24 protein-coding genes and 1 pseudogene are annotated in these 25,296 nt (G+C 59.0%); 8 read left to right on the top strand and 17 right to left on the bottom strand.

Annotated elements, in window-relative coordinates:
• Nucleotides 1–5: 5 nt before the first annotated feature.
• A complete protein-coding gene (locus tag ABIA48_RS14515) occupies nucleotides 6–1,106 on the top strand; it encodes a polyamine ABC transporter substrate-binding protein (protein ID WP_429489500.1) in 1,101 nt (366 codons plus the stop codon).
• A 72-nt stretch (nucleotides 1,107–1,178) separates the two neighbouring features.
• Here ABIA48_RS14515 and ABIA48_RS14520 read toward each other — a convergent pair whose 3' ends face one another.
• Entirely contained in the window at nucleotides 1,179–2,180 is a 1,002-nt protein-coding gene (locus ABIA48_RS14520) for an LLM class flavin-dependent oxidoreductase (protein ID WP_204932772.1), read from the bottom strand.
• 380 nt (nucleotides 2,181–2,560) lie between these two features.
• On the opposite strand from ABIA48_RS14520, the gene ABIA48_RS14525 reads away from it, so the two are divergent.
• Entirely contained in the window at nucleotides 2,561–2,794 is a 234-nt protein-coding gene (locus ABIA48_RS14525) for a DUF1161 domain-containing protein (protein WP_007989462.1), read from the top strand.
• A gap of 5 nt (nucleotides 2,795–2,799) precedes the next feature.
• Here the strand turns inward: ABIA48_RS14525 and ABIA48_RS14530 are convergent, their stop codons facing one another.
• Complete coding sequence (locus tag ABIA48_RS14530; protein ID WP_429489502.1) at nucleotides 2,800–3,222, bottom strand: hypothetical protein; 423 nt, start codon at nucleotides 3,220–3,222, stop codon at nucleotides 2,800–2,802.
• Nucleotides 3,223–3,263: 41 nt separating this feature from the next.
• Nucleotides 3,264–3,686, bottom strand: a complete 423-nt coding sequence (locus ABIA48_RS14535; RefSeq protein ID WP_429489504.1) for a hypothetical protein — start codon at nucleotides 3,684–3,686, stop codon at nucleotides 3,264–3,266.
• A 59-nt stretch (nucleotides 3,687–3,745) separates the two neighbouring features.
• Here ABIA48_RS14535 and ABIA48_RS14540 point away from each other — a divergent pair, with 59 nt between their 5' ends.
• A complete protein-coding gene (locus ABIA48_RS14540) occupies nucleotides 3,746–4,843 on the top strand; it encodes an aminopeptidase (RefSeq protein WP_429489506.1) in 1,098 nt (365 codons plus the stop codon).
• Here the strand turns inward: ABIA48_RS14540 and ABIA48_RS14545 are convergent.
• The 6 genes and pseudogenes from ABIA48_RS14545 to ABIA48_RS14570 form a co-directional block, all read right to left on the bottom strand.
• Nucleotides 4,825–6,054, bottom strand: a complete 1,230-nt coding sequence (locus ABIA48_RS14545; RefSeq protein ID WP_204932760.1) for a spore maturation protein — start codon at nucleotides 6,052–6,054, stop codon at nucleotides 4,825–4,827. The genes ABIA48_RS14540 and ABIA48_RS14545 overlap by 19 nt on opposite strands.
• Before the next feature lie 200 nt (nucleotides 6,055–6,254).
• Nucleotides 6,255–7,586: a glutamate/aspartate:proton symporter GltP gene (gltP, locus tag ABIA48_RS14550; RefSeq protein ID WP_414875770.1), complete on the bottom strand. Its 1,332-nt coding sequence runs from the start codon at nucleotides 7,584–7,586 to the stop codon at nucleotides 6,255–6,257.
• 331 nt (nucleotides 7,587–7,917) lie between these two features.
• Entirely contained in the window at nucleotides 7,918–8,142 is a 225-nt protein-coding gene (locus tag ABIA48_RS14555) for a hypothetical protein (protein WP_429492981.1), read from the bottom strand.
• 128 nt (nucleotides 8,143–8,270) lie between these two features.
• A pseudogene (locus ABIA48_RS14560) lies at nucleotides 8,271–8,431 on the bottom strand (inhibitor of vertebrate lysozyme family protein); the annotation flags it as partial.
• Between the two features lies 1 nt (nucleotide 8,432).
• Complete coding sequence (locus ABIA48_RS14565; protein ID WP_003170804.1) at nucleotides 8,433–8,597, bottom strand: DUF1328 domain-containing protein; 165 nt, start codon at nucleotides 8,595–8,597, stop codon at nucleotides 8,433–8,435.
• A 71-nt stretch (nucleotides 8,598–8,668) separates the two neighbouring features.
• Nucleotides 8,669–8,956 (bottom strand): hypothetical protein, encoded by a 288-nt coding sequence (locus ABIA48_RS14570; RefSeq protein ID WP_429489509.1) that lies wholly within the window; start codon nucleotides 8,954–8,956, stop codon nucleotides 8,669–8,671.
• A gap of 431 nt (nucleotides 8,957–9,387) precedes the next feature.
• Between ABIA48_RS14570 and algB the strand changes: the two genes are divergently transcribed.
• Complete coding sequence (algB, locus tag ABIA48_RS14575) at nucleotides 9,388–10,734, top strand: sigma-54-dependent response regulator transcription factor AlgB (RefSeq protein ID WP_429489511.1); 1,347 nt, start codon at nucleotides 9,388–9,390, stop codon at nucleotides 10,732–10,734.
• 10 nt (nucleotides 10,735–10,744) lie between these two features.
• A complete protein-coding gene (locus tag ABIA48_RS14580) occupies nucleotides 10,745–12,535 on the top strand; it encodes a KinB sensor domain-containing domain (RefSeq protein ID WP_429489513.1) in 1,791 nt (596 codons plus the stop codon).
• A 7-nt stretch (nucleotides 12,536–12,542) separates the two neighbouring features.
• Here the strand turns inward: ABIA48_RS14580 and ABIA48_RS14585 are convergent, their stop codons facing one another.
• The 7 genes from ABIA48_RS14585 to ABIA48_RS14615 form a co-directional block, all read right to left on the bottom strand.
• Nucleotides 12,543–14,159 (bottom strand): EAL domain-containing protein, encoded by a 1,617-nt coding sequence (locus tag ABIA48_RS14585; RefSeq protein WP_429489514.1) that lies wholly within the window; start codon nucleotides 14,157–14,159, stop codon nucleotides 12,543–12,545.
• Nucleotides 14,160–14,235: 76 nt separating this feature from the next.
• Complete coding sequence (locus ABIA48_RS14590) at nucleotides 14,236–15,015, bottom strand: N-acetylmuramoyl-L-alanine amidase (protein ID WP_429489516.1); 780 nt, start codon at nucleotides 15,013–15,015, stop codon at nucleotides 14,236–14,238.
• Nucleotides 15,016–15,118: 103 nt separating this feature from the next.
• Nucleotides 15,119–17,119: a diguanylate cyclase gene (locus tag ABIA48_RS14595; RefSeq protein WP_429489518.1), complete on the bottom strand. Its 2,001-nt coding sequence runs from the start codon at nucleotides 17,117–17,119 to the stop codon at nucleotides 15,119–15,121.
• On the bottom strand, nucleotides 17,116–17,994 hold the full coding sequence (locus tag ABIA48_RS14600; RefSeq protein WP_429489520.1) for an endonuclease/exonuclease/phosphatase family protein: 879 nt from the start codon (nucleotides 17,992–17,994) through the stop codon (nucleotides 17,116–17,118). Before ABIA48_RS14600 ends, ABIA48_RS14595 begins: the two co-directional genes overlap by 4 nt.
• Before the next feature lie 14 nt (nucleotides 17,995–18,008).
• A complete protein-coding gene (locus tag ABIA48_RS14605) occupies nucleotides 18,009–18,650 on the bottom strand; it encodes a thiol:disulfide interchange protein DsbA/DsbL (RefSeq protein WP_429489522.1) in 642 nt (213 codons plus the stop codon).
• 200 nt (nucleotides 18,651–18,850) lie between these two features.
• Complete coding sequence (locus tag ABIA48_RS14610; RefSeq protein WP_204932736.1) at nucleotides 18,851–19,480, bottom strand: c-type cytochrome; 630 nt, start codon at nucleotides 19,478–19,480, stop codon at nucleotides 18,851–18,853.
• A 45-nt stretch (nucleotides 19,481–19,525) separates the two neighbouring features.
• Nucleotides 19,526–19,816 (bottom strand): c-type cytochrome, encoded by a 291-nt coding sequence (locus ABIA48_RS14615; RefSeq protein WP_007989421.1) that lies wholly within the window; start codon nucleotides 19,814–19,816, stop codon nucleotides 19,526–19,528.
• Between the two features lie 191 nt (nucleotides 19,817–20,007).
• On the opposite strand from ABIA48_RS14615, the gene yihA reads away from it, so the two are divergent.
• Nucleotides 20,008–20,652, top strand: a complete 645-nt coding sequence (gene yihA / locus ABIA48_RS14620; RefSeq protein WP_008002192.1) for a ribosome biogenesis GTP-binding protein YihA/YsxC — start codon at nucleotides 20,008–20,010, stop codon at nucleotides 20,650–20,652.
• Nucleotides 20,653–20,999: 347 nt separating this feature from the next.
• On the opposite strand, the gene polA is transcribed toward yihA, so the two are convergent.
• The gene (gene polA, locus ABIA48_RS14625; protein WP_429489525.1) at nucleotides 21,000–23,804 is read right to left on the bottom strand and encodes a DNA polymerase I; all 2,805 of its coding nucleotides are present in this window, start codon (nucleotides 23,802–23,804) and stop codon (nucleotides 21,000–21,002) included.
• Nucleotides 23,805–23,878: 74 nt separating this feature from the next.
• On the opposite strand from polA, the gene ABIA48_RS14630 reads away from it, so the two are divergent.
• Both ABIA48_RS14630 and ABIA48_RS14635 read left to right on the top strand, forming a co-directional pair.
• Complete coding sequence (locus ABIA48_RS14630) at nucleotides 23,879–24,166, top strand: DUF2782 domain-containing protein (protein WP_429489527.1); 288 nt, start codon at nucleotides 23,879–23,881, stop codon at nucleotides 24,164–24,166.
• A gap of 60 nt (nucleotides 24,167–24,226) precedes the next feature.
• Nucleotides 24,227–25,177 carry a homoserine kinase gene (locus ABIA48_RS14635; RefSeq protein WP_429489529.1) on the top strand — a complete coding sequence of 317 codons (951 nt, stop codon included), beginning with the start codon at nucleotides 24,227–24,229 and terminating at the stop codon, nucleotides 25,175–25,177.
• The last annotated feature ends 119 nt before the right edge of the window (nucleotides 25,178–25,296 follow it).

Consider the following 25,296-nt stretch of genomic DNA (forward strand, 5'->3'; position numbering starts at 1 on the left):
GAAGAATGAAAAGTCTCAAGCGTTTTATCCTGCCAGCCCTGTGTGCCACGGTACTCAGCGGCGCAGCACACGCAGAAGAACGTACGCTGCGCGTCTACAACTGGTTCGACTACATCACGCCCAAGGCCCTGGAAGACTTCAAGGCCCAGAACGCCCAGACCAAACTGGTCTACGACATCTTCGACACCAACGAAGCGCTGGAAGCCAAGTTGCTGACCGGTAACTCCGGCTACGACGTGGTGGTGCCGTCCAACGTGTTTCTCGCCAAGCAGATCGAAGCCGGCGTGTTCCAGCCCCTGGACCCCAGCAAGTTGCCGAACTGGAACCACCTCGATCCCAAGCTGATGAAGCTGATCGAGGCCAACGACCCGGGCAACAAGTTCGCCGTGCCTTACATGTACGGCACCATCCTGATCGGCTTCAACCCGGATAAAGTCAAGGCAGCGCTGGGTGCCGACGCGCCGGTGGATAGCTGGGACCTGATCTTCAAGGAAGAGAACATCAGCAAGCTCAAGCAGTGCGGTGTCGCCCTGCTCGACTCGCCGTCGGAGATCCTGCCCTTGGCCCTGCAACACCTTGGCCTGGACCCCAACAGCAAAAAGCCTGCGGACTACGACAAGGCTGAAGCGCTGCTGATGAAGATCCGTCCGTACATCACCTACTTCCACTCGTCCAAGTACATGGCCGACATTGCCAACGGTGACATCTGCGTCGCGGTCGGTTACTCCGGCAGCTTCTCGCAAGCTGCCAACCGCGCCAAGGAAGCCAGGAACGGCGTCGTTGTCGACATGCGCTTGCCGAAAGAAGGCGCGCCGATCTGGTTCGACATGCTCGCCATCCCCAAAGGTGCGAAGAATCCGGAAGACGCCTACACCTTCATCAACTACCTGCTGCAACCTCAGGTGATCGCGCCAGTCAGTGACTTCGTCGGCTACCCGAACCCGAACAAGGACGCTACGGAAATGGTCGACCCGGCGATCCGCAACAACCCGAACCTGTACCCGACCGACACGGCGATGGGCACGCTCTACACCCTGCAACCATTGCCACGCGATGCCGAACGTGCGCGCACCCGGGCCTGGACCAAGATCAAGTCCGGCACCTGATACTCGCCTTGCTCCCGCCGTCACCAGGACCTGCGCTTTGCGCAGGTCTTTTTTATGCCTGCCTTTTGAGCCTCAGCCTCGCATGACTTGCGCGAGCAACTCGTAGGAATGCACGCGATCCGCATGTTCGTACAGGTCACAGGTGAAAATCAGCTCGTCGGCCTGGGTCTGTTCGATCAGGACTTCGAGCTTGGCGCGGATTTTCTGCGGGCTGCCGATCATGGCCAGGCCAAGGAAGTCGTGCACAGCCTCTTTCTCATGGGGCAACCACAGGCCGTCCATGGTTTTTACCGGCGGACGCTGCACCAGGCTTTGCCCACGCATCAGGGCGAGAATCCGCTGGAAAACCGACGTGGCCAGGTAATCGGCCTGCTCGTCAGTATCGGCTGCCACCAATGGCACACCGAGCATCACGTAGGGTTTGTCCAAAACGGCTGACGGTTTGAAGTGATTGCGGTACACCCGAATCGCTTCATGCATGTAGCGCGGTGCGAAATGCGATGCGAAGGCGTAGGGCAAACCGCGCTCACCCGCCAACTGTGCGCTGAACAGGCTCGACCCCAACAACCAGACCGGCACATTGGTCCCGGTTCCCGGCATGGCGATGATGCGTTGGTCCGGTGTGCGTGGACCCAGGTAGCGCATCAGTTCTGCCACATCTTCCGGGAAATCGTCGGCGCTGCCGGAGCGTTCACGGCGCAACGCACGTGCGGTCATCTGGTCGGAGCCCGGGGCACGCCCCAGACCCAGATCGATCCGGCCCGGATACAGACTTTCCAGGGTGCCGAACTGCTCGGCAATCACCAACGGTGCGTGGTTGGGCAACATCACCCCACCCGAACCGACGCGAATGGTCGACGTGCCACCGGCCAGGTAGCCGAGCAGCACCGAAGTCGCGGAACTGGCGATACCGTCCATGTTGTGGTGCTCGGCCACCCAGAAGCGGTTGTAACCGAACTTCTCGACGTGTTGCGCCAGGTCCAGCGAATTGCGCAGCGACTGGGCCGCGCTGCCGTTCTCGCGCACCGGCACCAGATCGAGGGTCGAGAACTTGATATCGGACAGTCGTTTCATAAACCTGCTTCTCCAATTGAGGGCGCAGGTTTGTTCTTGTGAACGGAAACCTGCCGAATCCAAAAGCGTGCTTCATGCAATGTGGGCATATACCCGAGTTTCAATAGCCCGGTAAAAAATCCCGCGAAAAAAGCAGATTGATTGGACGAAGTGAAGTTGATCCTCAAGGCAAAAATCAGCCTGGAGGCAACATGGGTCGGCTGGATTTTCGTTGAAACGAAAGATCGCAGCCTTGGGCAAACACCGGAATAACCCGGCAGGTTGCCCAAGGCTGCGATCTTTTTTGCGTCGTGACAGACTTGCCCGCTAAAACTGTGGTCGAATAAATGACAGCAGCGAAACCCCATGACTGTGCGTGCTGCGTCAAAGGAGCTTCAACCATGAAACGTTTTGCCCTGGCAGTAATCTGTTGCGCGCTGACCACTTCGGCCCTTGCGGCGCCGAAACCCTGTGAAGAACTCAAGGCCGAGATCGAAGCCAAGATCCAGGCCAGTGGCGTCACCTCCTACACGCTTGAAATCGTCACCAACGACGAGGTACACGACCAGAACATGGTCGTTGGCTCGTGCGAAAACGGCACCAGGAAAATCATCTACCAGAAGAACGACCGCTGAACCGTTCACATCAGGCAGTAGGATTCCCGGTCTTCAGCAACGATCTCGCGCTTGGCGTTGTATAGCCTGGCTTCAGGGATGAAGGCAATCGAGCGGCCTTCAAGCACATAACGTTGGCCGGCTTCGAAATGATCGAAGTTGATGGTCAAGTAACATATGCGTTCAGAAGGGCCACCCATATTGTTCAAGCCCGCGCCACTGGGTACTTCGAAGTCGAAGCGGACGATCAGTTCATGGCTGCCGGGCAAAACCTCAAAAAACCGCCCGTCGGCCAAGCGCTGTTTATCCAGACGCTCGGCCATCAGCAATTTATCGTTAGGGAAGGGCGTGGAAAATTCGACCCAGGCCATCTTTGGATTAGCCGCCGGCATCGGGGTCTGACAACCCGCAACAACACTGATGGCGAGTAACAGCATCAACCTGTACATGATGAATGTCCCAAGGGGCTATGCATTCAGCATAACGCCGATCAGGAGTGTTGACAGCCCGCTGGCGTGCCTTGGCCAACCACTTTTCGTTGTTGATCGTAGAGTTTCGCCCAAGGCCGAAAACCGATGTTCCCCGCCCGTAGCTGATAACGCTCGCCCGCGTTGAAGTCGTTGAATTTCACGTTCAACTGGCAATCGCGCCTCAACGGTTCGGCGTCAGGGCCGATGTTGGTGGGCTGGACCGAGAATTGGTAGCGGACCGTCAACTCATGGCTACCGGGCTGGACCTGAAAATAGCGTTTATCGTCGGTGGCCTTGTCATCGACCTCCAGCGCTTGCAGCTTCGTATCTGCTTGCTTCGACGCAAGATCGATCCAGGCTTGCGCAGGATCAGGGCGGGGTAGTCCGAAAAAAGCACAGCCGGCCAGCATCAACAGGCCTCCTGTCAGTATCAACATGCGCATAGCGGAGCTCCAGTCAGGCGGGATAGTCTTGTGGAAAGACTCTCCAAGGAAGAATTATTTTGATCAGGCCGCTTCCTAGCCCTGGATTACTTGATCGCGTTTTTCGCGTTTTGTTTCCGGGTATGTTGTTTTTGTGGCTCAACGGTTGCACCAGCATCAGCTACTACAACCAACTGGCCAGTGGTCAACTGCAATTGCTGCGGGCAAGGGAGCCGGTTTCCAGTGTGATTGCCGACCCGGCGCGCGATCAAAAACTGCGCGCACACCTGGAGCAATCGCAAAAGGCCCGAACGTTTGCCAGCCAGCAATTGCACCTGCCGGATAACCAGAGTTACCGCCTGTACGCTGACATTGGCCGCCCCTTTGTCGTCTGGAATGTCTTCGCCACACCGGAATTTTCCCTCAAGCCCGTAAGCCACTGTTTCCCCGTCGCCGGCTGCGTGGCCTATCGCGGTTACTACAGCCAGAGTGCAGCCCGCGGCGAAGCGGCTTTGCAACGCTTGCAGGGTATGGACGTATCGATTGGCGGCGTCGAGGCCTATTCGACACTCGGCTGGTTCAACGACCCAATCATCAGTTCGATGACGGGCTGGGGCGATGAGCGACTGGCCACGCTGATCTTTCACGAGCTGGCCCATCAGCGTTTCTATGTGAAGAACGACACGGAGTTCAACGAATCCTTTGCCACCTTCGTCGAGCAGGAAGGTACCCGCCAGTGGCGCGCCTACCGACATCTGCCACCGGATAACGATGCGCAGGCACGTCAGCGCGAACAGTTCACTGAGTTGGTGCTGATGACCCGCACCCGGCTGGAAAAGCTCTACACCTTGCCATTGCCGACCGAACAAATGCGCCAGCGCAAGGCTGCCGAGTTCGAGCGCTTGCGCAGCGAATACCGGCAATTGCGCGACCGTCAGTGGGCCGCAGACAAACGCTACGACGCCTGGGTCAATGCCCCCATGAACAATGCCCGGCTATTGCCGTTTGGTTTGTACGACCAATGGGTACCGGCATTTGCCGCGCTGTTCCATCAGGTGGATGGCGATTGGCTGAAGTTTTATGCCGCCGTGGAGCAGCTCGGTGCCTTGCCGACGGGCGAGCGCAAGACAGCGTTGAAGGCGTTGGCGGGTGGAGCCGATCAACCAAAGAACCAGTAGCAAACCCCAATCGCACCCAACACCCCGGCAAGCTCCGCCAGCAATGCACAACCGACTGCATGTCGTGCGCGCTGGATGCCCACGGCACCGAAGTACACCGCCAGGACATAGAACGTCGTCTCGGTACTGCCCTGGACTGTCGCCGCCACCAGCGCCGGGAAGCTGTCCACGCCCGAGGTCTTCATGGTTTCAATCAGCATTGCCCGGGCGGCACTACCCGAGAAGGGTTTGACCATCGCCGTCGGCAGCGCGTCGACGAAACGCGTATCCCAACCAGCCCACGCCACCAGATGCCGAATCCCGTCCAGAGCGAAATCCAGCGCCCCGGATGCCCGCAGAACACCCACCGCGCAGAGCATTGCCACGAGGTAGGGCAGCAAGTTCTTGGCGACATCAAAACCCTCTTTGGCACCTTCGACGAAGGCCTCGTAGACCTTCACTTTGCGCAGCGCGCCGATCAGTAAAAACAGCATGATCAGGCCAAACAGCGTCAGGTTGCCGAGAATCGACGACAGGCTGGCCAGCGCGGTCGCCGAAAGGGTCGCCAGCAACGCCATGAAACCGCTGAGGGCGAGAGCGCCGGGGATCAGGTAGGCCAGCACCACAGGGTCCCAAATGCGCAGGCGCTGCATGAACACCACCGACAGGAAACCGACAATGGTCGAGCAACTGGTCGCCAGCAGGATCGGCAGGAACACCAGCGTCGGGTCAGGCGCGCCTTGCTGGGCGCGATACATGAAGATCGTCACCGGCAGCAGGGTCAGCGAGGAGGCGTTGAGCACCAGGAACAGGATCTGTGCGTTACTGGCGACGGTAGCGCTGGGATTGAGCTCCTGCAGCGCTTTCATGGCCTTGAGGCCGATAGGCGTGGCGGCGTTGTCCAGGCCCAGGCCGTTGGCGGCGAAGTTCAGGGTAATCAGGCCGATGGCCGGATGACCAGGCGGGACTTCAGGCATCAGGCGCAAAAACAGTGGCCCCAGGGCCTTGGCCAGCCATTCGACGATCCCGGCTTTCTCGGCAATGCGCAAAAAGCCCAGCCAGAGAGTGAGGGTGCCAAACAGCAACACCATGACCTCGACCGACAGCTTGGCCATGGCAAAAATACTTTCCACCATCGCCGCGAATATCCCGGCATTGCCGCCAATCAGCCACTGAGCCAGCGCCGATACGGCTGCCACGATGAAGAAGCCAAGCCACAGGCCATTGAGCATCAGTCAAATCCCCCAAAAGATGCGCGAATGATAGCGGGGTGGCCAGAAACGACAAACCCCGGATTTATCCGGGGTTTGTCTGGTGCGGCTTTCGTAGATCACTGTGGGAGCGAGCTTGCTCGCGATAGCGGTGTATCAGTCGACATCAATGTCGGCTTTAGTCGGTCATCGCGAGCAAGCTCGCTCCCACAGGTTTTGTATCAGTTGCTAGAAATTTCACCCGCCGGCAGTTTTTCCTTGCTGCGCCAGTGCGGCAGGGAATTCCAGTAGCGCTGGCCTTTGGCGTCGTCGTACATGCCTTCCCAACGAGCGATAACCAGAACAGCCAGTGCGTTACCGATCACGTTCAGTGCGGTACGGGCCATGTCCATGACACGATCGACACCGGCGATGAACGCCAGGCCTTCCAGAGGAATACCGACGCTGCCCAAGGTGGCCAGCAGCACCACGAAGGACACGCCCGGTACGCCGGCGATGCCTTTGGAGGTGACCATCAGGGTCAGTACCAGCAACAGTTGTTGGCTGATCGACAGGTCGATGCCATACAACTGGGCAATGAAGATCGCCGCAATGCTTTGGTACAAGGTCGAACCGTCGAGGTTGAACGAGTAACCGGTTGGCACCACGAAGCTGCAAATGGCTTTCGGCGCGCCGTAGGCTTCCATTTTCTCGATCACGCGTGGCAGCACGGTTTCGGAGCTGGCGGTGGAGTAGGCCAGTACCAGCTCATCCTTGAAGATGCGCATCAGCTTGATCACCGAGAACCCGAACAGGCGAGCGATCAGGCCCAGGACCACGAAAGCGAAAAAGGCGATGGCGACGTAAACCAGGATCACCAGTTTGGCCAGCGGTATCAGCGAGGCGAAGCCGAAGTTGGCAACGGTCACCGCGATCAGTGCGAACACGCCGATCGGGGCGTAGTTCATGATCATGTGAGTGACCTTGAACATGCTTTCCGATACGCCCTGGAACATCTTCACCAGCGGTTCGCGCAGGTCCGCCTGCAGGCTCGACAAACCGAGACCGAACAATACAGAGAAGAAGATGATTGGCAGCATTTCGCCGCGAACCATGGCCGCAAAGATGTTCGACGGGATCAGGTTGAGGATGGTTTGGATGAACGCGTGTTCATGCTGAACCTCGGCCGCCGTGGCCTGGTACTTGGAAATGTCCACAGTGCCCAGGGTGCTCATGTCGATACCGGCACCCGGATGGAACAGGTTGGCCAGCAGCAGACCGACCACAATGGCGATGGTGGTGACGATCTCGAAGTAGATGATGGTCTTGAAGCCGATGCGCCCCAGCTTCTTGGCGTCACCGACGCCTGCAATACCGACGATCAGGGAGGAAATGACGATCGGAATCACGATCATCTTGATCAGACGGATAAAGATATCGCCTGCCGGTTGCAGGACGTTGCTGATCCACCAGGCTTTTTCGGCACTGAAATGGTTGAGCAGCGCACCGATTGCAATCCCCAATACCAGACCGATGAGGATCTGCCAGGCGAGGCTAAGCTTTGCCTTCTTCATATCTTTACCCTTACTTTTTGTTTGATTCAGGGAGATGCGTGAACTGGAACGCTTATGGCGAAAAAGTCAGTGCATCCGCCCCCCGTATAAGGTGCCCAGGAACGCGTGTTTACGGCTCTCTGGCAGGCGAAAAAGGCGCAACTATTCCGATGCAAGGAAGCGCCGTCTAATGCCGTAAACGCCTACCCCATGCCGAATCGGCATGATTTTTTTTACTGAATGCGACGTCGCAAAGGGTTTGAATGCGACATTTCAGCGGGCATAAGTGCCGTGAACCGGCCATCGCAGAGCAGATCGGATGTTTTTTGAGCAATGGCCGAGCGTTGATTTTTCAGCAAAATCCCGCAGGACGAAGCGAAAAATCGCGGCCAAAGAAAGGTAATTTTTCTCGATATACGGTCGCTGGTGAAACACCGGGAAAAGTGTTTTCCGACGTTACAAGGACCAGCAAGCGATAACGCTGATGAAACCGAGACGATCGCTCTATTTCAATATGTTGCGCGATCAAGCCCTGCGCAAGCCCGTCGAACCATGGCGGTCCGGCGAACTTGCGCAACAGCTTTTCCTGACCCGGTCCTTGCGCAGGCACTCCCTGCACCCGTAGGTCACTCCGCCCCCGAAACGGGCAGAACGTCCCGACCCCTTGGTCATGCGCCGGCCCTCCTCAGGTGGCGCAGATGGAAAGAGGCATTCCTCTTTCTTCACGACGTCTTGCCAGGTTTCACGCAATGCGAGTCTGTGTTCAACAATTCATTGACCCGCGCCTGGCCGTCATTGGCTGCTTTCGCCATGGCACTACCGCCCAACAACAGGACAGCTGCCAGTGTCTTGAACACGCCTCCCATGTCAGCCTCGACCGCGACGACCAAAGAAGAAGGAGGCAATAAACATCACCAGGAACACGACAAACAGAATCTTGGCGATACCCGTGGCGGTGCCCGCGATACCACCGAAGCCCAGTACGGCGGCGACGATGGCGATGATCAGGAAAGTGATTGCCCAGCTCAACATGGTGATTCTCCTTACGCTTCTGTTTAGAGGTGCTGCGTTTCCCGGCGCATCGGGTGCGGCGCAGGTTTTGCCTAGAACACCCAACGCTCCCGATGCCGTACCTCACCCACAGGCCCGGCCTGGTCGACATCCATCATGTGCATCGGGGGGCTATCGGCCTGACCGCTGCCGACAGCACTGAAATGGGTTTGGGTCGGATACCGAATCGACAGGTGTGGAGCTTCCGGCTGCTGGCTCTGCGCCCTGCACAGAAACTGCTGGCCGCCGATCAGGGTGATCAACAGCGCCAGAACAGCAAACAGCCCTTGCTGGACATGCACAGGCGAGAGGTACAGGTGGGCGGCACGTTGACGGTTCATCCTGCAACTCCTGCCGATCGGATCGGTATTCGATAGCGGGCTTTTTTGAATGCCCTGGTCAACCAGACAATTGCAGCCTGCATGCCAGCCTTGATTTGAATTAATTTCCTTCAATATCAATATTTTATGATCTAGAGAGAAATCACTTCGCACGCATCCTGCACGATGCCTCTCGTACGGCCGTGCGTATTGCACGATTCATTTGAAGGAAGTCGTAAATTCTTTGAATTGAGAGGAAGGCGCGGATGTCAAAAATACACGCTGGCTGTTGCCAGATACCGGGCATCTAAAAGACCCGCAAAATCAGGCGGCTAACCGATACATCGGATGAAAGCTACCCTGCCATGGCAGGAATGACCCAGAATCAATCATGCAACTTGCCCGACTTCTCCGGGACTCAACCAAGATTATTCATTAAGGAGCGTAGGAAAATGGAATCAGCCAATGAGCATCAAGGCCGCATTCTGCTGGTGGATGATGAGTCCGCCATCCTGCGTACTTTCCGTTATTGCCTCGAAGACGAAGGCTACAGCGTGGCCACCGCCACCAGTGCCGCGCAGGCAGATGCCCTGTTGCAGCGGCAGGTCTTCGACCTGTGTTTCCTCGATTTGCGCCTGGGTGAAGACAATGGCCTCGATGTGCTGGCCCAGATGCGTATCCAGGCGCCCTGGATGCGGGTGGTGATCGTCACCGCACACTCAGCCGTCGACACGGCGGTGGATGCGATCCAGGCCGGTGCCGCCGACTATCTGGTCAAACCGTGCAGCCCCGATCAATTGCGGTTGGCCACTGCCAAGCAGCTGGAAGTGCGGCAACTGTCGGCACGACTGGAAGCCCTGGAAGGTGAAGTGCGCAAACCCCAGGATGGCCTGGACTCCCACAGCCCGGCCATGAAAGTGGTGCTCGAAACCGCCCGCCAGGTTGCCACGACCGATGCCAATATCCTGATCCTTGGTGAATCCGGAACCGGCAAGGGCGAACTGTCCCAAGCCATTCACGGCTGGAGCAAACGAGCGAAGAAGTCCTGCGTCACGATCAACTGCCCGTCACTGACCGCCGAGCTCATGGAAAGCGAACTCTTCGGCCACAGCCGCGGCGCCTTCACCGGCGCCAGCGAAAGCACCTTGGGCCGAGTCAACCAGGCTGACGGCGGAACGCTGTTTCTCGACGAGATCGGCGACTTTCCCCTGACATTGCAGCCAAAGTTGCTGCGTTTTATTCAGGACAAAGAATATGAGCGCGTAGGCGATCCGGTGACCCGCCGTGCCGACGTGCGCATCCTCGCGGCCACCAACCTCAATCTTGAGGACATGGCCCGTGACGGTCGTTTCCGTGAAGACCTGCTCTATCGCCTGAATGTCATTACCTTGCACCTGCCACCGCTACGCGAACGCCGTGAAGATATTCTCAACCTGGCCGATCGTTTCCTGGCGCGTTTCGTCAAGGAGTATGCCCGTCCCGCACGCGCCTTCAGCGACGAGGCCCGGGAGGCGCTGCTCAGTTATCGCTGGCCGGGCAACATCCGCGAGCTGCGCAACGTGATCGAGCGGGCGAGCATCATCTGTGCGCAGGAGTGGGTCGAGATCAGTCATCTGGGCATGGCCGAAACCCCGGTCAACAACGCACCGCGCATCGGCGCGGCACTGAGCCTGGAGGAGCTGGAGAAGGCCCACATCGGCGCGATCCTCGCCACCGCCGACACCCTGGATCAAGCGGCCAAAACCCTGGGCATCGACGCCTCGACGCTGTACCGCAAACGCAAGCAGTACAACTTGTGAGCAACAGCCAATGAAACTGGCGATGAAATTGCGGACCCGGCTTTTCCTGAGCATTTCCGCACTGATCACCGTTGCGTTGCTCGGGCTCTTGCTCGGGCTGGTCAGCGTGATGCAGATGGCCGGCAGCCAGGAAGCGCTGATCCGCAACAACTTCGTCACCCTGGACCTGGGGCTCAAGCTGCGTCAGACCCTGGGTGACCAACTGATCCTCATACTCAGCGAGAAGCCTGACTCCGCCGCTTTCGCCGCCTCGAAGCAACATTACTTCGAACTGCTGGAAGAAGGTATCGCCCAGGAGCCGGCGGAAAACGGAAGCGAGTACGGCTTCCGAAAAGCCAAGGCCGACTACGAGCGTTTTATCCAGGCTTATGAAACGTCCCCGAATACGTCGAATGTGCTCAGCAGCCACGACAACCTGACGGAAAAATTCAACGCACTGCGCAATGGCTTGATCGCCGAGCACAAACGCGCGCTGGATAACATCAACAATACCGAGCGTCAGGCCCGGGAGCGGGCATTGCTGATTGCCGGGTTGCTTGGTTTGGTGGGGCTGGCGGTATTGATCATCGGCTTCGTGACCGCGCAGGCCATCGCCCGGCGTTTCGGGGAGCCCATCGAGGCTTTGGCCAAGGCAGCGGACAATATCGGCCAGGGCAATTTCGATGTCACACTGCCGATCTCTTCGGCGATGGAGCTGAACCAGCTGACCCGGCGTTTCGGGATCATGGCCCAGGCACTGCGTGAACATCAGGCCACCAACGTCGATGAACTGCTGGCCGGGCAACAGCGTTTGCAGGCCGTGCTCGACAGCATCGACGACGGACTGCTGATGATCGACCGCCAGGGCCATCTGGAACATCTTAATCCAGTGGCCCAGCGTCAGTTGGGCTGGGAGTCCGATCGTCTGGGTCAAGGGCTGGGCACGGCGCTGGAGCGCTCCGAACTCGATGAGCAGCTGCAACTGGTGCTGCGCGGCGGCACGCTGGAGCGGGCACCGGAAGACTTGAGCGTCGAAGTCGACGGCGAGTCGCGACTGCTGACCTATAGCCTGACACCGGTCAGCCATACCCAGGGTCATATTCTCGGTGCCGTGATGGTGCTGCATGACGTCACGGAACAGCGTGCCTTCGAACGGGTACGCAGCGAGTTCGTATTGCGCGCCTCCCATGAATTGCGCACACCGGTCACCGGCATGCACATGGCCTTCGGGTTGTTCCGCGAGCGCGCGCACTTTGCCCCGGATTCCCGGGAAGCCGACCTGCTCGATACCGTGAATGAAGAGATGCAGCGGCTGATGCAGTTGATCAATGACCTGCTGAATTTCTCCCGCTACCAGAACGGCTTGCAGAAACTCAGCCTGGCACCGTGTTCCATCGAAGCTTTGCTGGAACAGGCTCAGGCACGCTTTGCCACTGCGGCCGAAGAGAAGGAAATCAATCTGCTGGTGGAAGTGCAGGGGCCATTACCGCGATTGCAGGCCGACCAGCCACAACTGGACCGGGTACTCGACAACTTGATCGACAACGCCTTGCGTCACACCGGCCCCGGCGGGAGGATACGCCTGCAGGCCCGGCGCCACGGCGACCGGGTCATCATCAGTGTCGAGGACAACGGCGAAGGCATTGCCTACGGTCAGCAAGGGCGGATCTTCGAGCCGTTCGTGCAGGTTGGACGCAAGAAGGGCGGGGCCGGGCTCGGCCTGGCACTGTGCAAGGAAATCGTGCAATTGCATGGCGGGCGGATGGGTGTCTATTCACGGCCGGGGCAGGGTACTCAGTTCTACATGGCGCTGACCGTTTAGGTCACCTTCACGCTTCGTCATCCAGACGCCGGCCGGCCATACGCCGCCGTCCACGGGTAATCAATTCAATGAACTGCACTGCGCTCAGCGCATGGGCGAACAGCCAGCCCTGGCCGAACTTCACACCTTCACTGCTCAGGAACTCGGCCTGGGCCTCATGTTCGATGCCCTCGGCAATCACCTTCAGGTGCAGCGACTGGGCCATGTGAATAATGTGCGGGGCCACACCGCTGCTGGCGGCGTCATGACCCAACGCATCAATGAACGCCTTGTCGATTTTCAGGCAATCCACCGGCAGGGTTTGCAAATAGGCGAGGCTGCAATAGCCGGTGCCAAAGTCATCGATCAACACCTGGTGCCCGACATCCCGCAGCGCTTGCAGGTTTTCCCGGGCCACCACCACATCGACCAGCCCACGCTCGGTGACCTCAAAGGCAATTTGCTGCGCAGCGACGCGGTGCAGGGTCAGCAGTCGCGCCATCACCTGGCCGATCCGCGGAACCATTACGTCACACGCCGCGAGATTGACCGATATGTACAGTTGCGGATTGGCACGCAGCAACTGCCCGAGCTGCTCGAGCAGGCGTTGCAGGACGAAGTCCGTCATCTGGCGAATTTGCCCGGTGTTCTCCGCCATTGGAATGAACAGGTCGGGACTGGTCAGGGTGCCGTCCGGTCTGCGCCAGCGCAGCAGCGCTTCAGCTCCGACACAGTTGCGGCTATCGAGGTCGAAGATCGGTTGATACAGCACCTGCAACTCGCCACGGCGAATCGCGCCGGTCAGTTCGGCATCCAGCGACTGCCGCTGGCGTACCAGGAGAAACACCAGGAACCCGACACATAAGCCGAGCGCGAGGCTGGCCGGTAGCAGCCACCACCAGACCGTCGGGATATGCATGCCGCTGCGCGGGCTGATCAACACCAATTGATACTCCGGGTTGTCGGTCGGCATGCGGTAAATCAGGCGTGTCCGGGTGATTTGTAGCGCATCGCGGTTTTTCGGTGGCCAGACCTTGGCCGGCGGCCAAGCCTGAGAAACACCCAGCACCGGAATCGCCCGGGCGCCATGGTCAAGGACCACCAGCAGGCTGCTGCCCGGTGACAGGTCGACCATGTCGGTCAAGTGCCCACGAGAGGTCGCGACCCGGAAGTTCCCGCGCCCGAGCATCAACGCGGCGCGGTTTTCATCGGGTTCGGTGGTGGTGTTGAGCCAATAGCTGTAAGTCGGGCCCTTGATGTCTGGCGATCGAATCAGCGACAGCCCCTCCTGGCGAGGCCGATTGGAACAGATCCGCGAGGAGTCCATGTAAGCGGCTTCGTAGACGAAGCGATAATTGAACGTAACCTGTTGCAAGGTCGCGATCATTTCAGCATCGCAACCGCGCAACGGTTGTGCTTCAAGGTCGTCAAGGCTTTCACGCAGTTGCCCGAAGAGCTGTTCCAGGCGGGCGAGGAAGCGCTCACCCTGAGCATTCATTTCTTCGCTTTCGTTTTGCTCGATCTGGTGTATGGCGACGAACAGACTACCGGCCATCAATAACGTTGAGCTCAAGACAGCAGCCAGCAGCCCCAAAAACCAGGGGCGATGGAACCAACTTTGGAGCGTCTCTCGGGCAGCAGGCATTTTGTAATATCCGAAGAATTACCAATGAGTTATAGCTGCTGATTGGAAAAATGTCCGGACCGTCGGGCGGGCGTCATTATTTTGTCTGATTCAACACCAAAAGCAACGCGGCGGTTTGCGCATCCGGAGTGCCATCGAAGCGCGCCGGGCGGAAATGCAACTGAAATGCCGCGATCACATTTCGTGTCGCGACATCGAGCTCGCCGGTTTGTGGCGAGGCATAACCCAGGCGGGCCAATTGTGCCTGAAACCAGCTGATGCTCGGCAACTGCTCGGCAAACTGCATTTGCTGGCGCGCCACCGACTGTTCGTTCGGCCAGATGCCCAAGCCTTCGGCGGCCAGACGTTTCCAGGGGAACAACGGCCCCGGGTCCAGTTTGCGCATCGGAGCAATATCGCTATGGCCGATGATGTCGCCAGGCCTTATGCCGTGACGCTTGCTGATGTCCTTGAGCAGAACGATCAAGGACTGGACCTGATCTTCGGTGTAGGGGTACCACACGCGTCCGGTCGGGGTGTCCTTGAAGCCCGGATTAACGATTTCGATACCGATGGAACTGGAATTCAGCCAGGTCCGGCCATTCCATTCGCTTTCCCCGGCGTGCCAGGCCCGCAGGTTTTCATCCATCAGTTTGTAGATGGTGGCGCCCTTGTCGTCACCGATCAGGTAATGGCTGCTGACTTCGCCATGGGTCAGCAGTTGTAACGAACGCTCCAGCGAGGCGTTGGTGTAATGCAGCACCACAAACTGCACGCGACTGTCGTGATTGGACGAAGGGTGGCTGGTGTCGAAACGGGGACCGCTGGCACAACCGGCCAGCACAATCAGCGATAGGATCAGAGCAAAATATTTCATGGCGAAAGGCAGTACACACAAGACAATAATGCAACAGTGTAACGTAATGCCTTGCGAGCTGGCGGCAATCCCATGGAATTAAACCAAATCGAACAAATAATGATCAGCCCGGCTCCACCCGGTTGCGGCCGGCATTTTTTGCCCGATACAACGCCTGATCGGCTCTTTTAAGCACCTGATCGCCGTGCTCACCCGGCCTGAACGCCGTCATTCCGATAGAAACGGTGATGGTCACCGGCTCTCCCTTGAAGTGGAACGGACAGGCCTCGATGGAGGCACGCAAGCTTTCCAGCAGCTTCAAGCCCGCCGCTGGCACCGTGGATGGCATTAACAGCACAAACTCTTCGCCGCCAAACCGGGCAATGAAATCTGTCCCGCGCAGACGCTTGCGCAACACACTGGCAATGATCTTCAGCACTTTGTCACCGGCCAGGTGCCCGTAGTTATCGTTGATGCGCTTGAAATGATCGAGATCGAGCATGGCCAACAGTAGCGAGTTGCCATGTTGCTGCCATTGTTTGACTTCATGATCCAGGCGCTCGCTCCAGGCCGCGCGGTTGGGCAGGCCGGTCAACGGGTCGACCAATGCCTTCTGCCGTTGCTCTTCAAGGTGCTCGCGGTAACCCTGGGCCTCCTGCTCCATATGGGCGACCCGCTCGGCGAGGCTGTGCAGGCGCGCAGCGACCTCTTGCTCGCGCTCATCGCGCTGTTTCTGGTGTTGGTCCATCGTGCCCAGCAAGCCTTCAAGATGGTTTTCCAGGACGTGTTTGAGATCATCCAGGTCTGCCGCTTCCTGCATGCTGCTTTGCAAGCCATCGACCTGTTCGCGAATTTGCGTGTCCATCTGCCGCGCCGCCGAACGATTGTCGGCGTGTCCTGCGGTGGCGGCCTGCAAGTTGCTCTGGAACGCTTCGAGGCGCTCGTTCAGCCGTTGCAGATAGGCTTCAAACTCATGCTGGCCACTGTCGGTAATGGCCAGCATCAACGTGGCGAAGTCATCGAGGATCGGTAGCAATTCGTACCAGTTCAAGCCGTTTTTCAGACGATCGCGCATGGATTCGGCTTGCGGACGATGCCGCTCGGGCAATGTCAGATCGTCGAGCAGCCCCAGCAGCGTGTCTTCGATGTGACTGGCCACCGAGCTGTAGGAAGGCTCGGGGGAGTCCGGGAGCGCGTAGAGAATATCGTGTTCGGATGGCGCCTGATCGACGACGGCCACATCCACTGTCGGAGTCGGAGGTAAGGGCACGTTATCTGGCGAAGCTTGCGCGGTCAGCTCGTCAGGGTTTGTTTCCCACTCAGGAGACGCCGCGACGGTTTCCGGGGTCGGTTGCTCGGCCGATTCGATTTCTGCCACGACTGCCGGAGCAGGCGCAGCCACGGCTGGCTCGGTCGGCGCGCAGGCGTCTTCAGCTCGCTCAGCAACGGATACCTCGCAGATTGCCGGCTCTACCACGATCGGGGCCGACTCGATAATCGCCGCAGGGTTCTCAGCTACAGGGGCAGACGGCGCTGCTACCGACTGCGAGGCTGAGGCCTGGACAGGAGAAATAGCCGTTGTGGCCGCCATCTCCTCCACTTCACGACCGCCGAACAATCGCTGCAGCAAGCCCGGTCGACCGGGCTCCGTCGGAGTCTCCAGCTGGCTCAGGGCCTTGCCTTGCAAACCACTCAGCTCGCTGAGCAACAACGGTATCTCACGTGCCTGACTGACCCGCGCATCCAGTTGCTTGGCGAAACTCTTGAGTGGCCGGCTCACATCCCGTGGCAGCGGCAATGTTTGCAGTTGAGTGACCAGTGCAGTCAGGGCGGCACTGGTCTGGTTGATCCGGGTTTCCCGACGCTGCTCGGAGTCGAGCACGGCTTTTTCCAGGCGTGGAATCAGCGCGGCCAGGCCGGCGTCCATGTCATCGGTGCGCACGACCTCACGCATTTCCTTCATGCATTGATCAACGGCGCGGTCAGTACCCTCCGCCGCCAGGGTGCTGCGCACCAGCCCACGACGCAGCAAATCGAGCCGTGCGTCCCAGCGACGTTCGAGCTTTTCCTGTTGTTCGATGCTTTTGAGGTATTTCTCTTTCCAGCGCTGTGCTTCGTCGCTCATTCATGGGATCCGCGAAGGGCAGGACTCAACGCGGGCAATGCATCGGCCGTGAGCGAACCCGGCAGACGAATCTCTACCGCGACCGGCAGGTGATCGGAAATGGGCTGTGCCAGCACCTCGACCTTTTCCAGGGTCAGGCTCGGGCTCAGCAGGATATGGTCCAGGCAGCGCTGTGGGCGCCAGCTGGGGAACGTTGCTTCCATTTGCGGCGCGAGCAGGCCGAGATCGCGCAACGCGGAATTTTGCAGCAGGTCACTGGCATGGGTGTTCATGTCGCCCATCAGTACCTGGTGTTTGTAATCGCCAATCAACTCGCGGATGTAGGTCAGTTGCAGGCTGCGCGCCCGGGCGCCCAGCGCCAGGTGCATCATCACCACCACCAGCGCTTCCGGACCTTCGCCGAAGCGTACCAAAATGGCTCCGCGACCTTTTGGGCCCGGCAATGGATGATCTTCAATTGCCCACGGACGCAATCGGCTGAGCACGCCATTGCTGTGCTGGGCAAGGCGACCGAGATTGCGATTGAGTTGTTGATACCAGTAGGGGAAGGCGCCGAGCTGGGCCAGGTGTTCGACCTGATTGACGTAGCCTGAACGCAGACTGCCGCCATCGGCCTCCTGCAAGGCGACCAGATCGAAGTCGCCCAGCAGATTGCCGATTTTCTGCAGATTATCGGCACGCCCGGTGTGCGGCAGCAGATGCTGCCAGCCCCGGGTCAGGTAATGCCGGTAGCGCTCGGTACTGATGCCGACCTGGATATTGAAACTGAGCAAGCGCAGACGACTGTCTGCGGGCAGGCCCGTGGACTCCAGATGATGCTCGTTGACCCGCGGATCATGCAGGCCAACAGTGCGTTCAGTACCCCATCGGCGCATGGCAGTGACTGCCCTTAGTTGGCGGCAGCCTTGTTAGCCGCTCGCTCTTTGTCGATCAGTTTGTCGGCCAGTTGCAGGGCCTGTTCGGCACCGCCGGCGGAGCCTACGTCAAAGCGGTACTTGCCGTTGACGATCATGGTTGGAACGCCGGAGATTTCATACTTCTTGGCCAGTTCACGAGCCTTGACGATCTGACCCTTGATAGCGAAAGAGTCGAACGTCGCGATGAACTTGTCCTTGTCCACGCCTTGGGTAGCGAGGAAGTCGGCCATGTCATCCTTGTCGGTCAGTTTCTTGTGTTCTTTCTGAATCGCGTTGAATACCGCGGCGTGAACGTTGTGCTCGACACCCATGGCTTCAAGGGTCAGGAACATCTGGCCGTGAGCATCCCACGCGCCACCGAACATGGCCGGGATGCGCACGAAATTCACGTCTGTAGGCAGCTTCTCGACCCACGGATTGATCACCGGCTCGAAGGCGTAGCAATGCGGGCAGCCGTACCAGAACAGCTCTACCACTTCGATCTTGCCAGGCACGGCGACCGGAACCGGATTGCTCAGTTCGACATAAGGTGCGGCGGGGGCTTCAGCGGCTTGGGCAGTCATGCCGAACAGGCTGGCAGCGGCAAAAACGGCGCTGATGATCAGATTACGCATGCTTTACTCCTGGACAAATTTTATCGCCTCGCGCGACTTGTTTTCAGACAGATCCTGGCGGGCTTGAGTTCTGTAGTGTAACGGCAGCGGCCACAAAAAAGGGCGGCCAAAGCCACCCTTTTTATACTTGCTGTGACGGATTAATCGAGCGTTAACGTTGCAGGCGACCTGCACCCCGTTCAACGCCCGATCCGCCGGCCTTAGTGCAGGCCCTGGATGTAGCTGGACACCGCGGCGATGTCTTCGTCGCTCAGCTTTTTGGCAATGCTCTGCATCGGCTTGGTGTCGCCGTCGTTGTTGCGGCCACCATCTTCCTTGCGGAAATCGGTCAGTTGCTTGGCGATGTACTGAGCGTGCTGGCCACCCAGGTGCGGGAAACCGGCGGGTGCGTTACCTGCGCCGTTTGGCGAGTGGCAGCCGGTGCAGGCTGGCAGGCCCTTGGCCAGGTCACCGCCACGGAACAAATTCTCACCGCGCTTGACCAGTTTCTCGTCGGCGGCACCGACGCTACCTTTCTGGCTGGCGAAGTAGGCGGCGATGTCCGCCAGATCCTGATCGCTCAGGTTGGTCAGCAGGCCGGTCATTTCCAGAACGGTGCGCTTGCCCGACTTGATGTCGTGCAACTGCTTGGTCAGGTAGCGTTCACCCTGACCCGCCAGTTTCGGAAAGTTTGGCGCCATGCTGTTGCCATCCGGACCGTGGCAGGCGCCACATACGGCGGCTTTTGCCTGGCCAGCTGCTTTGTCACCAGGTTTTACTGGCTCACCTGCAGCATGGGCCATGCCGGAGATGCCCACGGTCAACAGCAGACTCACGATCAATTTGTTCATCAGCTAATCCAACTACGGCTAAGGGTTAAGAGTTATGGACCGGGTTTACTCGCTCATCCAAAGGATGATGGCTTGGTAATCCTCGGCACTGCAGTCCATGCACAAACCACGCGGCGGCATCGCCTTGAAACCCTGGGTCACGTGTTGCACCAGCGTCTCCATACCTTTCGCCAACCTCGGCGCCCAAGCTTCCTGATCGCCTTTTTTCGGCGCCATGGGGAGTTGGCCGGAATGACAGGCACCACAAACACGGTTGTACACTGCGTCCGGATCCTGTGTAGCCTGAGCGCTGTAAAGCGGCATCAAGACACCGGCAGCTAGCAGCCATTTCGTCATAAAACGACCTTTTCAGGGTTGAGAGCGTGCTGCGTTCTAGTGCGCAATCAAGGTCTGTCGCTCTCGTGAACTTCATCCTGCGTTGGGACAAAGCGCACACAAAATCTGCGGCATTATATACTGGCGTCACTGAAACGGAAGCGACACTGCTTGCCGCACCCAATCCTGGCGCCGCCCACATCGGAAATCCCATGCAACTCAAGAATCCCATCCTCGGTCTGTGCCAACAGTCCACCTTCATGCTCAGCGCCGCCAAAGTCGACCAATGTCCGGATGACGAGGGCTTCGAAGTCGCCTTCGCCGGGCGTTCCAACGCCGGCAAGTCGAGTGCCTTGAACACCCTGACTCATGCCAGCCTGGCACGCACCTCGAAAACACCGGGGCGCACACAGCTGTTGAACTTCTTCAAGCTAGACGATGAACGCCGTCTGGTCGACCTGCCGGGCTACGGTTATGCAAAAGTACCGATCCCGCTCAAGCAACACTGGCAGCGTCACCTGGAGGCGTACCTGGGTGGGCGCGAGAGTTTGAAAGGTCTGATCCTGATGATGGACATCCGCCATCCGATGACCGATTTCGACCTGCTGATGCTCGACTGGGCCGTGGCCGCCGGCATGCCGATGCACATCCTGCTGACCAAAGCGGACAAGCTGACCTATGGTGCAGCCAAGAACACGCTGCTCAAGGTTCAGGCGGAAATCCGCAAGGGCTGGGGCGATCTCGTGACAATTCAGCTGTTCTCGGCCCCCAAGCGCATGGGCCTGGAAGATGCCTACACCGTGCTGGCAGGCTGGATGGAACTGGCGGACAAGGGTGCCGAGGTAGAAGCCCAGTAAGCCACGAAAACTGTCTGGGACGTCCCCCAGGCAGTTTTCTGCAGGCAAAAAAAACCCCGGACTTCTATGGGGAGGGGGAAGTTCCGGGGTTCAAGCTCTAGACCGCTAGGGCGGGGTCCAGATATCTGCCAACACTTAACACAACATAGGAGCATCGAAGGGCTTCACCAGCCATTCAGTAACTCTGAGTGGTGGTTCGCAAGATTAGTTCAGATTTTTTTCAAATGGCTTTGGAATAACTCTAATAATTTTCCGGACCAAGCGATTTGCGCCCTTCTGCCGCGGCACTATGCCGCAGCAGAACACGACGTTTTTCTGTAGGAGCAAGCTCGCTCCTGCAAGAAGGCTCAGTGAGCCTCATCCCAGTTATTGCCAACACCCACTTCGACCAGCAACGGCACATCCAGTTTCGCGGCTTCGCTCATGTGCACGCGAATTTCATCGCGAACCTGGTCGACCAGATCTTCACGCACTTCAAGCACCAATTCATCGTGCACCTGCAGGATGACCTTGGCGTCGAGGCCAGACGCGGTCAGCCAGTTGTCCACCGCGACCATGGCTTTCTTGATGATGTCCGCAGCGGTACCTTGCATCGGTGCGTTGATCGCCGTGCGTTCGGCGGCGGCGCGCTCTTGCGGCTTGTTGGAATTGATGTCCGGCAGGTACAGGCGACGCCCGAAGAACGTCTCGACATAACCTTGCTCGGCGGCCTGGGCCCGCGTACGGTCCATGTACTGGCGAACGCCGGGATACCGGGCGAAGTACGTATCGATGTAGGCCTTGGCGGTCTTGGTGTCGACGCCGATGTCCTTGCCGAGCTTCTGCGCACCCATGCCGTAGATCAGGCCGAAGTTGATCGCCTTGGCGCTGCGGCGCTGGTCGGAGGTCACGTCGGCCAGTTCGACCTTGAACACTTCGGCGGCGGTCGCGGTGTGCACGTCAAGATTGTGGCGGAAGGCATTCATCAACCCTTCATCCCGTGACAGGTGCGCCATGATCCGCAATTCGATCTGCGAGTAGTCCGCCGCCAGCAGCTTGTAACCGGTCGGGGCCACGAAGGCCTGGCGGATGCGACGCCCTTCGGCGGTGCGCACGGGAATGTTCTGCAGGTTTGGATCGCTGGAGGACAGGCGCCCGGTGGATGCCACAGCCTGATGATACGAGGTATGGATCCGCCCGGTACGCGGGTTGATCTGCTCCGGCAGTCGGTCGGTGTAGGTGCTTTTCAGCTTGCTCATGGTGCGGTATTCCATAAGCACCTTGGGCAATCGATAGTCGTCTTCCGCCAGTTTGGCCAGCACTTCTTCGGCAGTGGACGGCTGGCCCTTGGCGGTTTTCTTCAATACCGGCAGGCCAAGCTTCTCGTAAAGGATCACGCCAAGTTGCTTGGGCGAACCGAGGTTGAATTCCTCGCCGGCAATCTCGAAGGCCTCACGCTCCAGAGCCACCATCTTGTCGCCCAGTTCGATGCTTTGCACACCCAGCAGGGCGGCGTCGACGAATGCGCCCTGGCGCTCGATTCGCGCCAGCACCGGCACCAGCGGGATTTCAATGTCAGTCAGCACGCTGGCCAGGCTTGGAATGGCCGAGAGCTTTTCGAACAGGGTCTGGTGCAGACGCAAGGTGATATCCGCATCTTCAGCGGCGTAAGGCCCGGCCTGCTCCAGGGCGATCTGATCGAACGTCAGCTGTTTCACGCCCTTGCCGGCGATGTCCTGGAAGCTCACCGTGGTGTGGTCCAGATACTTCTGCGCGAGGCTGTCCATGTCATGGCGCGTGGCCGTGGAGTTGAGCACGTAGGACTCAAGCATGGTGTCGAAGGCAATGCCACGTACGGTGATACCGTTGCCCTGATCGCCGCCGATGGCACAGTTGGCCAGGATATTCATGTCGAACTTGGCGTGCTGGCCGACCTTGAGCTTGTTCGGGTCTTCCAGAATCGGCTTGAGCGCGCGCAGGACCGTGTCGCGGTCCAGTTGCTGCGGCACGCCGATGTAGGAATGGGTCAACGGGATGTAGGCCGCTTCGTTGGCCTGAACCGCGAACGACAGACCCACCAGTTGCGCCTGCTGCGCGTCGATGCCAGTGGTTTCGGTGTCGAAGGCAAACAGCTTGGCGTTGTTCAGTTTTTCCAGCCAGGCATCGAACCGCGCCTGATCGAGGACAGTTTCATAGGCGGCTTCAGCAGCGGCGGCCGGTGCTTCGGCCTCTGGTTCGCTGAACAGATCGGCGGCCGGCGCAGGCTCGGCGGCAGTGCTCAGTTCCAGGCGTTTGGCGTCGCGATCAAGGTCGTTCAGCCAGCTCTTGAACTCCAGCAGGGTGTACAACTCGTAGAGTTTCGCCGGATCTTCCTCGCCCATTTGCAAGTCGTCGAGGCCAATATCCAGCGGCACGTCAACCTTGATGGTCGCCAACTGATAGGAAAGGAAGGCCATTTCCTTGTGCTCTTCGAGCTTGGCCCGCAGGGTCTTGGCGCCGCGAATCGGCAGGGTCGGCACGATGTCGAGCTGCGCATAGAGTTCGGTCAGGCCACCGTTCACACCGACCAGCAGGCCGGAAGCCGTCTTCGGGCCGATACCCGGAACACCCGGAATGTTGTCGGAAGAATCGCCCATGAGCGCCAGATAATCGATGATCTGCTCGGGAGCGACGCCGAATTTCTCCTTCACGCCCTCCACGTCCATGCTGCTACCGGTCATTGTATTGACCAAGGTAATGTGGCCGTCGACCAGTTGCGCCATGTCCTTGTCACCGGTGGAGATGATCACCGGACGGTCCGCCGCCGCGCTGCTGCGGGCCAGGGTGCCGATCACGTCATCGGCCTCGACGCCTTCGACGCACAGCAGCGGGAAGCCCAGGGCGATCACGCTCTGGTGCAGCGGCTCGATCTGCACGCGCATGTCGTCAGGCATGCTCGGACGGTTGGCCTTGTATTCGGCGTACATGTCATCGCGAAAAGTCCCACCCTTGGCGTCGAACACCACGGCGAACGGACTGTCCGGATACTGCTTGCGAAGGCTCTTGAGCATGTTCAACACGCCCTTGACCGCGCCGGTCGGCAGGCCTTTGGATGTGGTCAGCGGTGGCAGCGCGTGAAAGGCGCGGTACAAGTAAGAAGAACCGTCCACCAGGACGAGGGGGGCTTGGCTCATGAGCAGGATCAACCTTTTCGGCGGGTCCGGCGCTAGAATAGCGGGACCGTTGACGACAAAGGGACAAGGTTATCATGCGCACACCAAATCGCCTGTTGCTGGCTGGCTTGTTTGCAATCGCCCCATTGGCCGTCATGGCGGCGGACGATGCGCCGACACCGGAGCCAGATGTCACGATCCGCACGGAAGGGGACAAGCTCATCCAGGAATACCGCCAAAACGGCTTCCTGTATGCGATCAAAGTCACGCCCAAAGGCGGCAAGCCGTATTTCCTGGTACGCGCCGACGGATCAGAAGGTAACTTCGTTCGCTCGGATTACCCGGATATGCTGATTCCGGCGTGGGAAATTTTTAAGTGGTAAGACGTCCTTAACTTTAATCGGCGCTGGCTCAACAGCAGCGCCCGTACTGGCAGTTTAAACATGTCTGTGTTCACCCCCCTGGCTCGGCCCGAGCTGGAAGCTTTTCTCGCCCCTTATGGCCTCGGCCGCCTGCTTGATTTCCAGGGGATTGCCGCCGGTAGCGAAAACACCAATTTCTTTATCAGCCTGGAGCAGGGCGAATTTGTCCTGACCCTGGTCGAGCGCGGCCCGGTACAGGAAATGCCGTTCTTCATCGAACTGCTCGACGTGCTGCACGGCGCCGACCTGCCGGTGCCTTACGCCCTGCGCACCACCGACGGCGTGGCCTTGCGCGAACTGGCGGGCAAACCTGCGTTGCTGCAACCACGCCTGGCCGGCAAGCACATCAAGCAAGCCAACGCGCAACATTGCGCGCAGGTCGGTGAGTTGCTCGGCCATCTGCACCTGGCGACCCAGGCCAACATGATCAAGCGCAAAACCGATCGCGGCCTGGACTGGATGCTGGAAGAGGGTACGCAGTTCCTGTCGCACCTCGGTGCCGAACAGAAAGACCTGCTGCAACGGGCGCTGGAAGAAATCACCCGGCAGAAAGAAAAAATCCTCGCTCTGCCGCGGGCGAACATTCACGCCGACCTGTTCCGCGACAACGCGATGTTCGAAGGCACGCACCTGACCGGGCTGATCGATTTCTACAACGCCTGCTCCGGGCCGATGCTCTATGACGTGGCGATTGCCTTGAACGACTGGTGCTCGGACGACGATGGCGTGATCGATGGACCGCGAGCGCGGGCCCTGTTGGGCGCTTATGCGGCCTTGCGACCGTTCACCGCTGCCGAAGCCGAGATGTGGCCGACCATGCTGCGGGTGGCTTGCGTACGGTTCTGGTTGTCACGCTTGATCGCGGCAGAGTCGTTCGCCGGGCAGGACGTGTTGATTCACGATCCGATGGAGTTCCAGTTGCGCCTGGCGCAGCGGCAGACGGTCAATACACCGTTGCCTTTCGCTCTTTAAAGGCTTCGACCTGTGGGAGCGAGCTTGCTCCGGGCGGCGTTCCGACGATAGCGGTGGGTCAGTCAACATTGAGGTTGAATGTAATGCCACCTTCGCGAGCAAGCTCGCTCCCACAGGGT

Origin of the sequence: Pseudomonas sp. S30_BP2TU TE3576, from assembly GCF_050436025.1 — a bacterium.
Lineage (GTDB): Bacteria > Pseudomonadota > Gammaproteobacteria > Pseudomonadales > Pseudomonadaceae > Aquipseudomonas.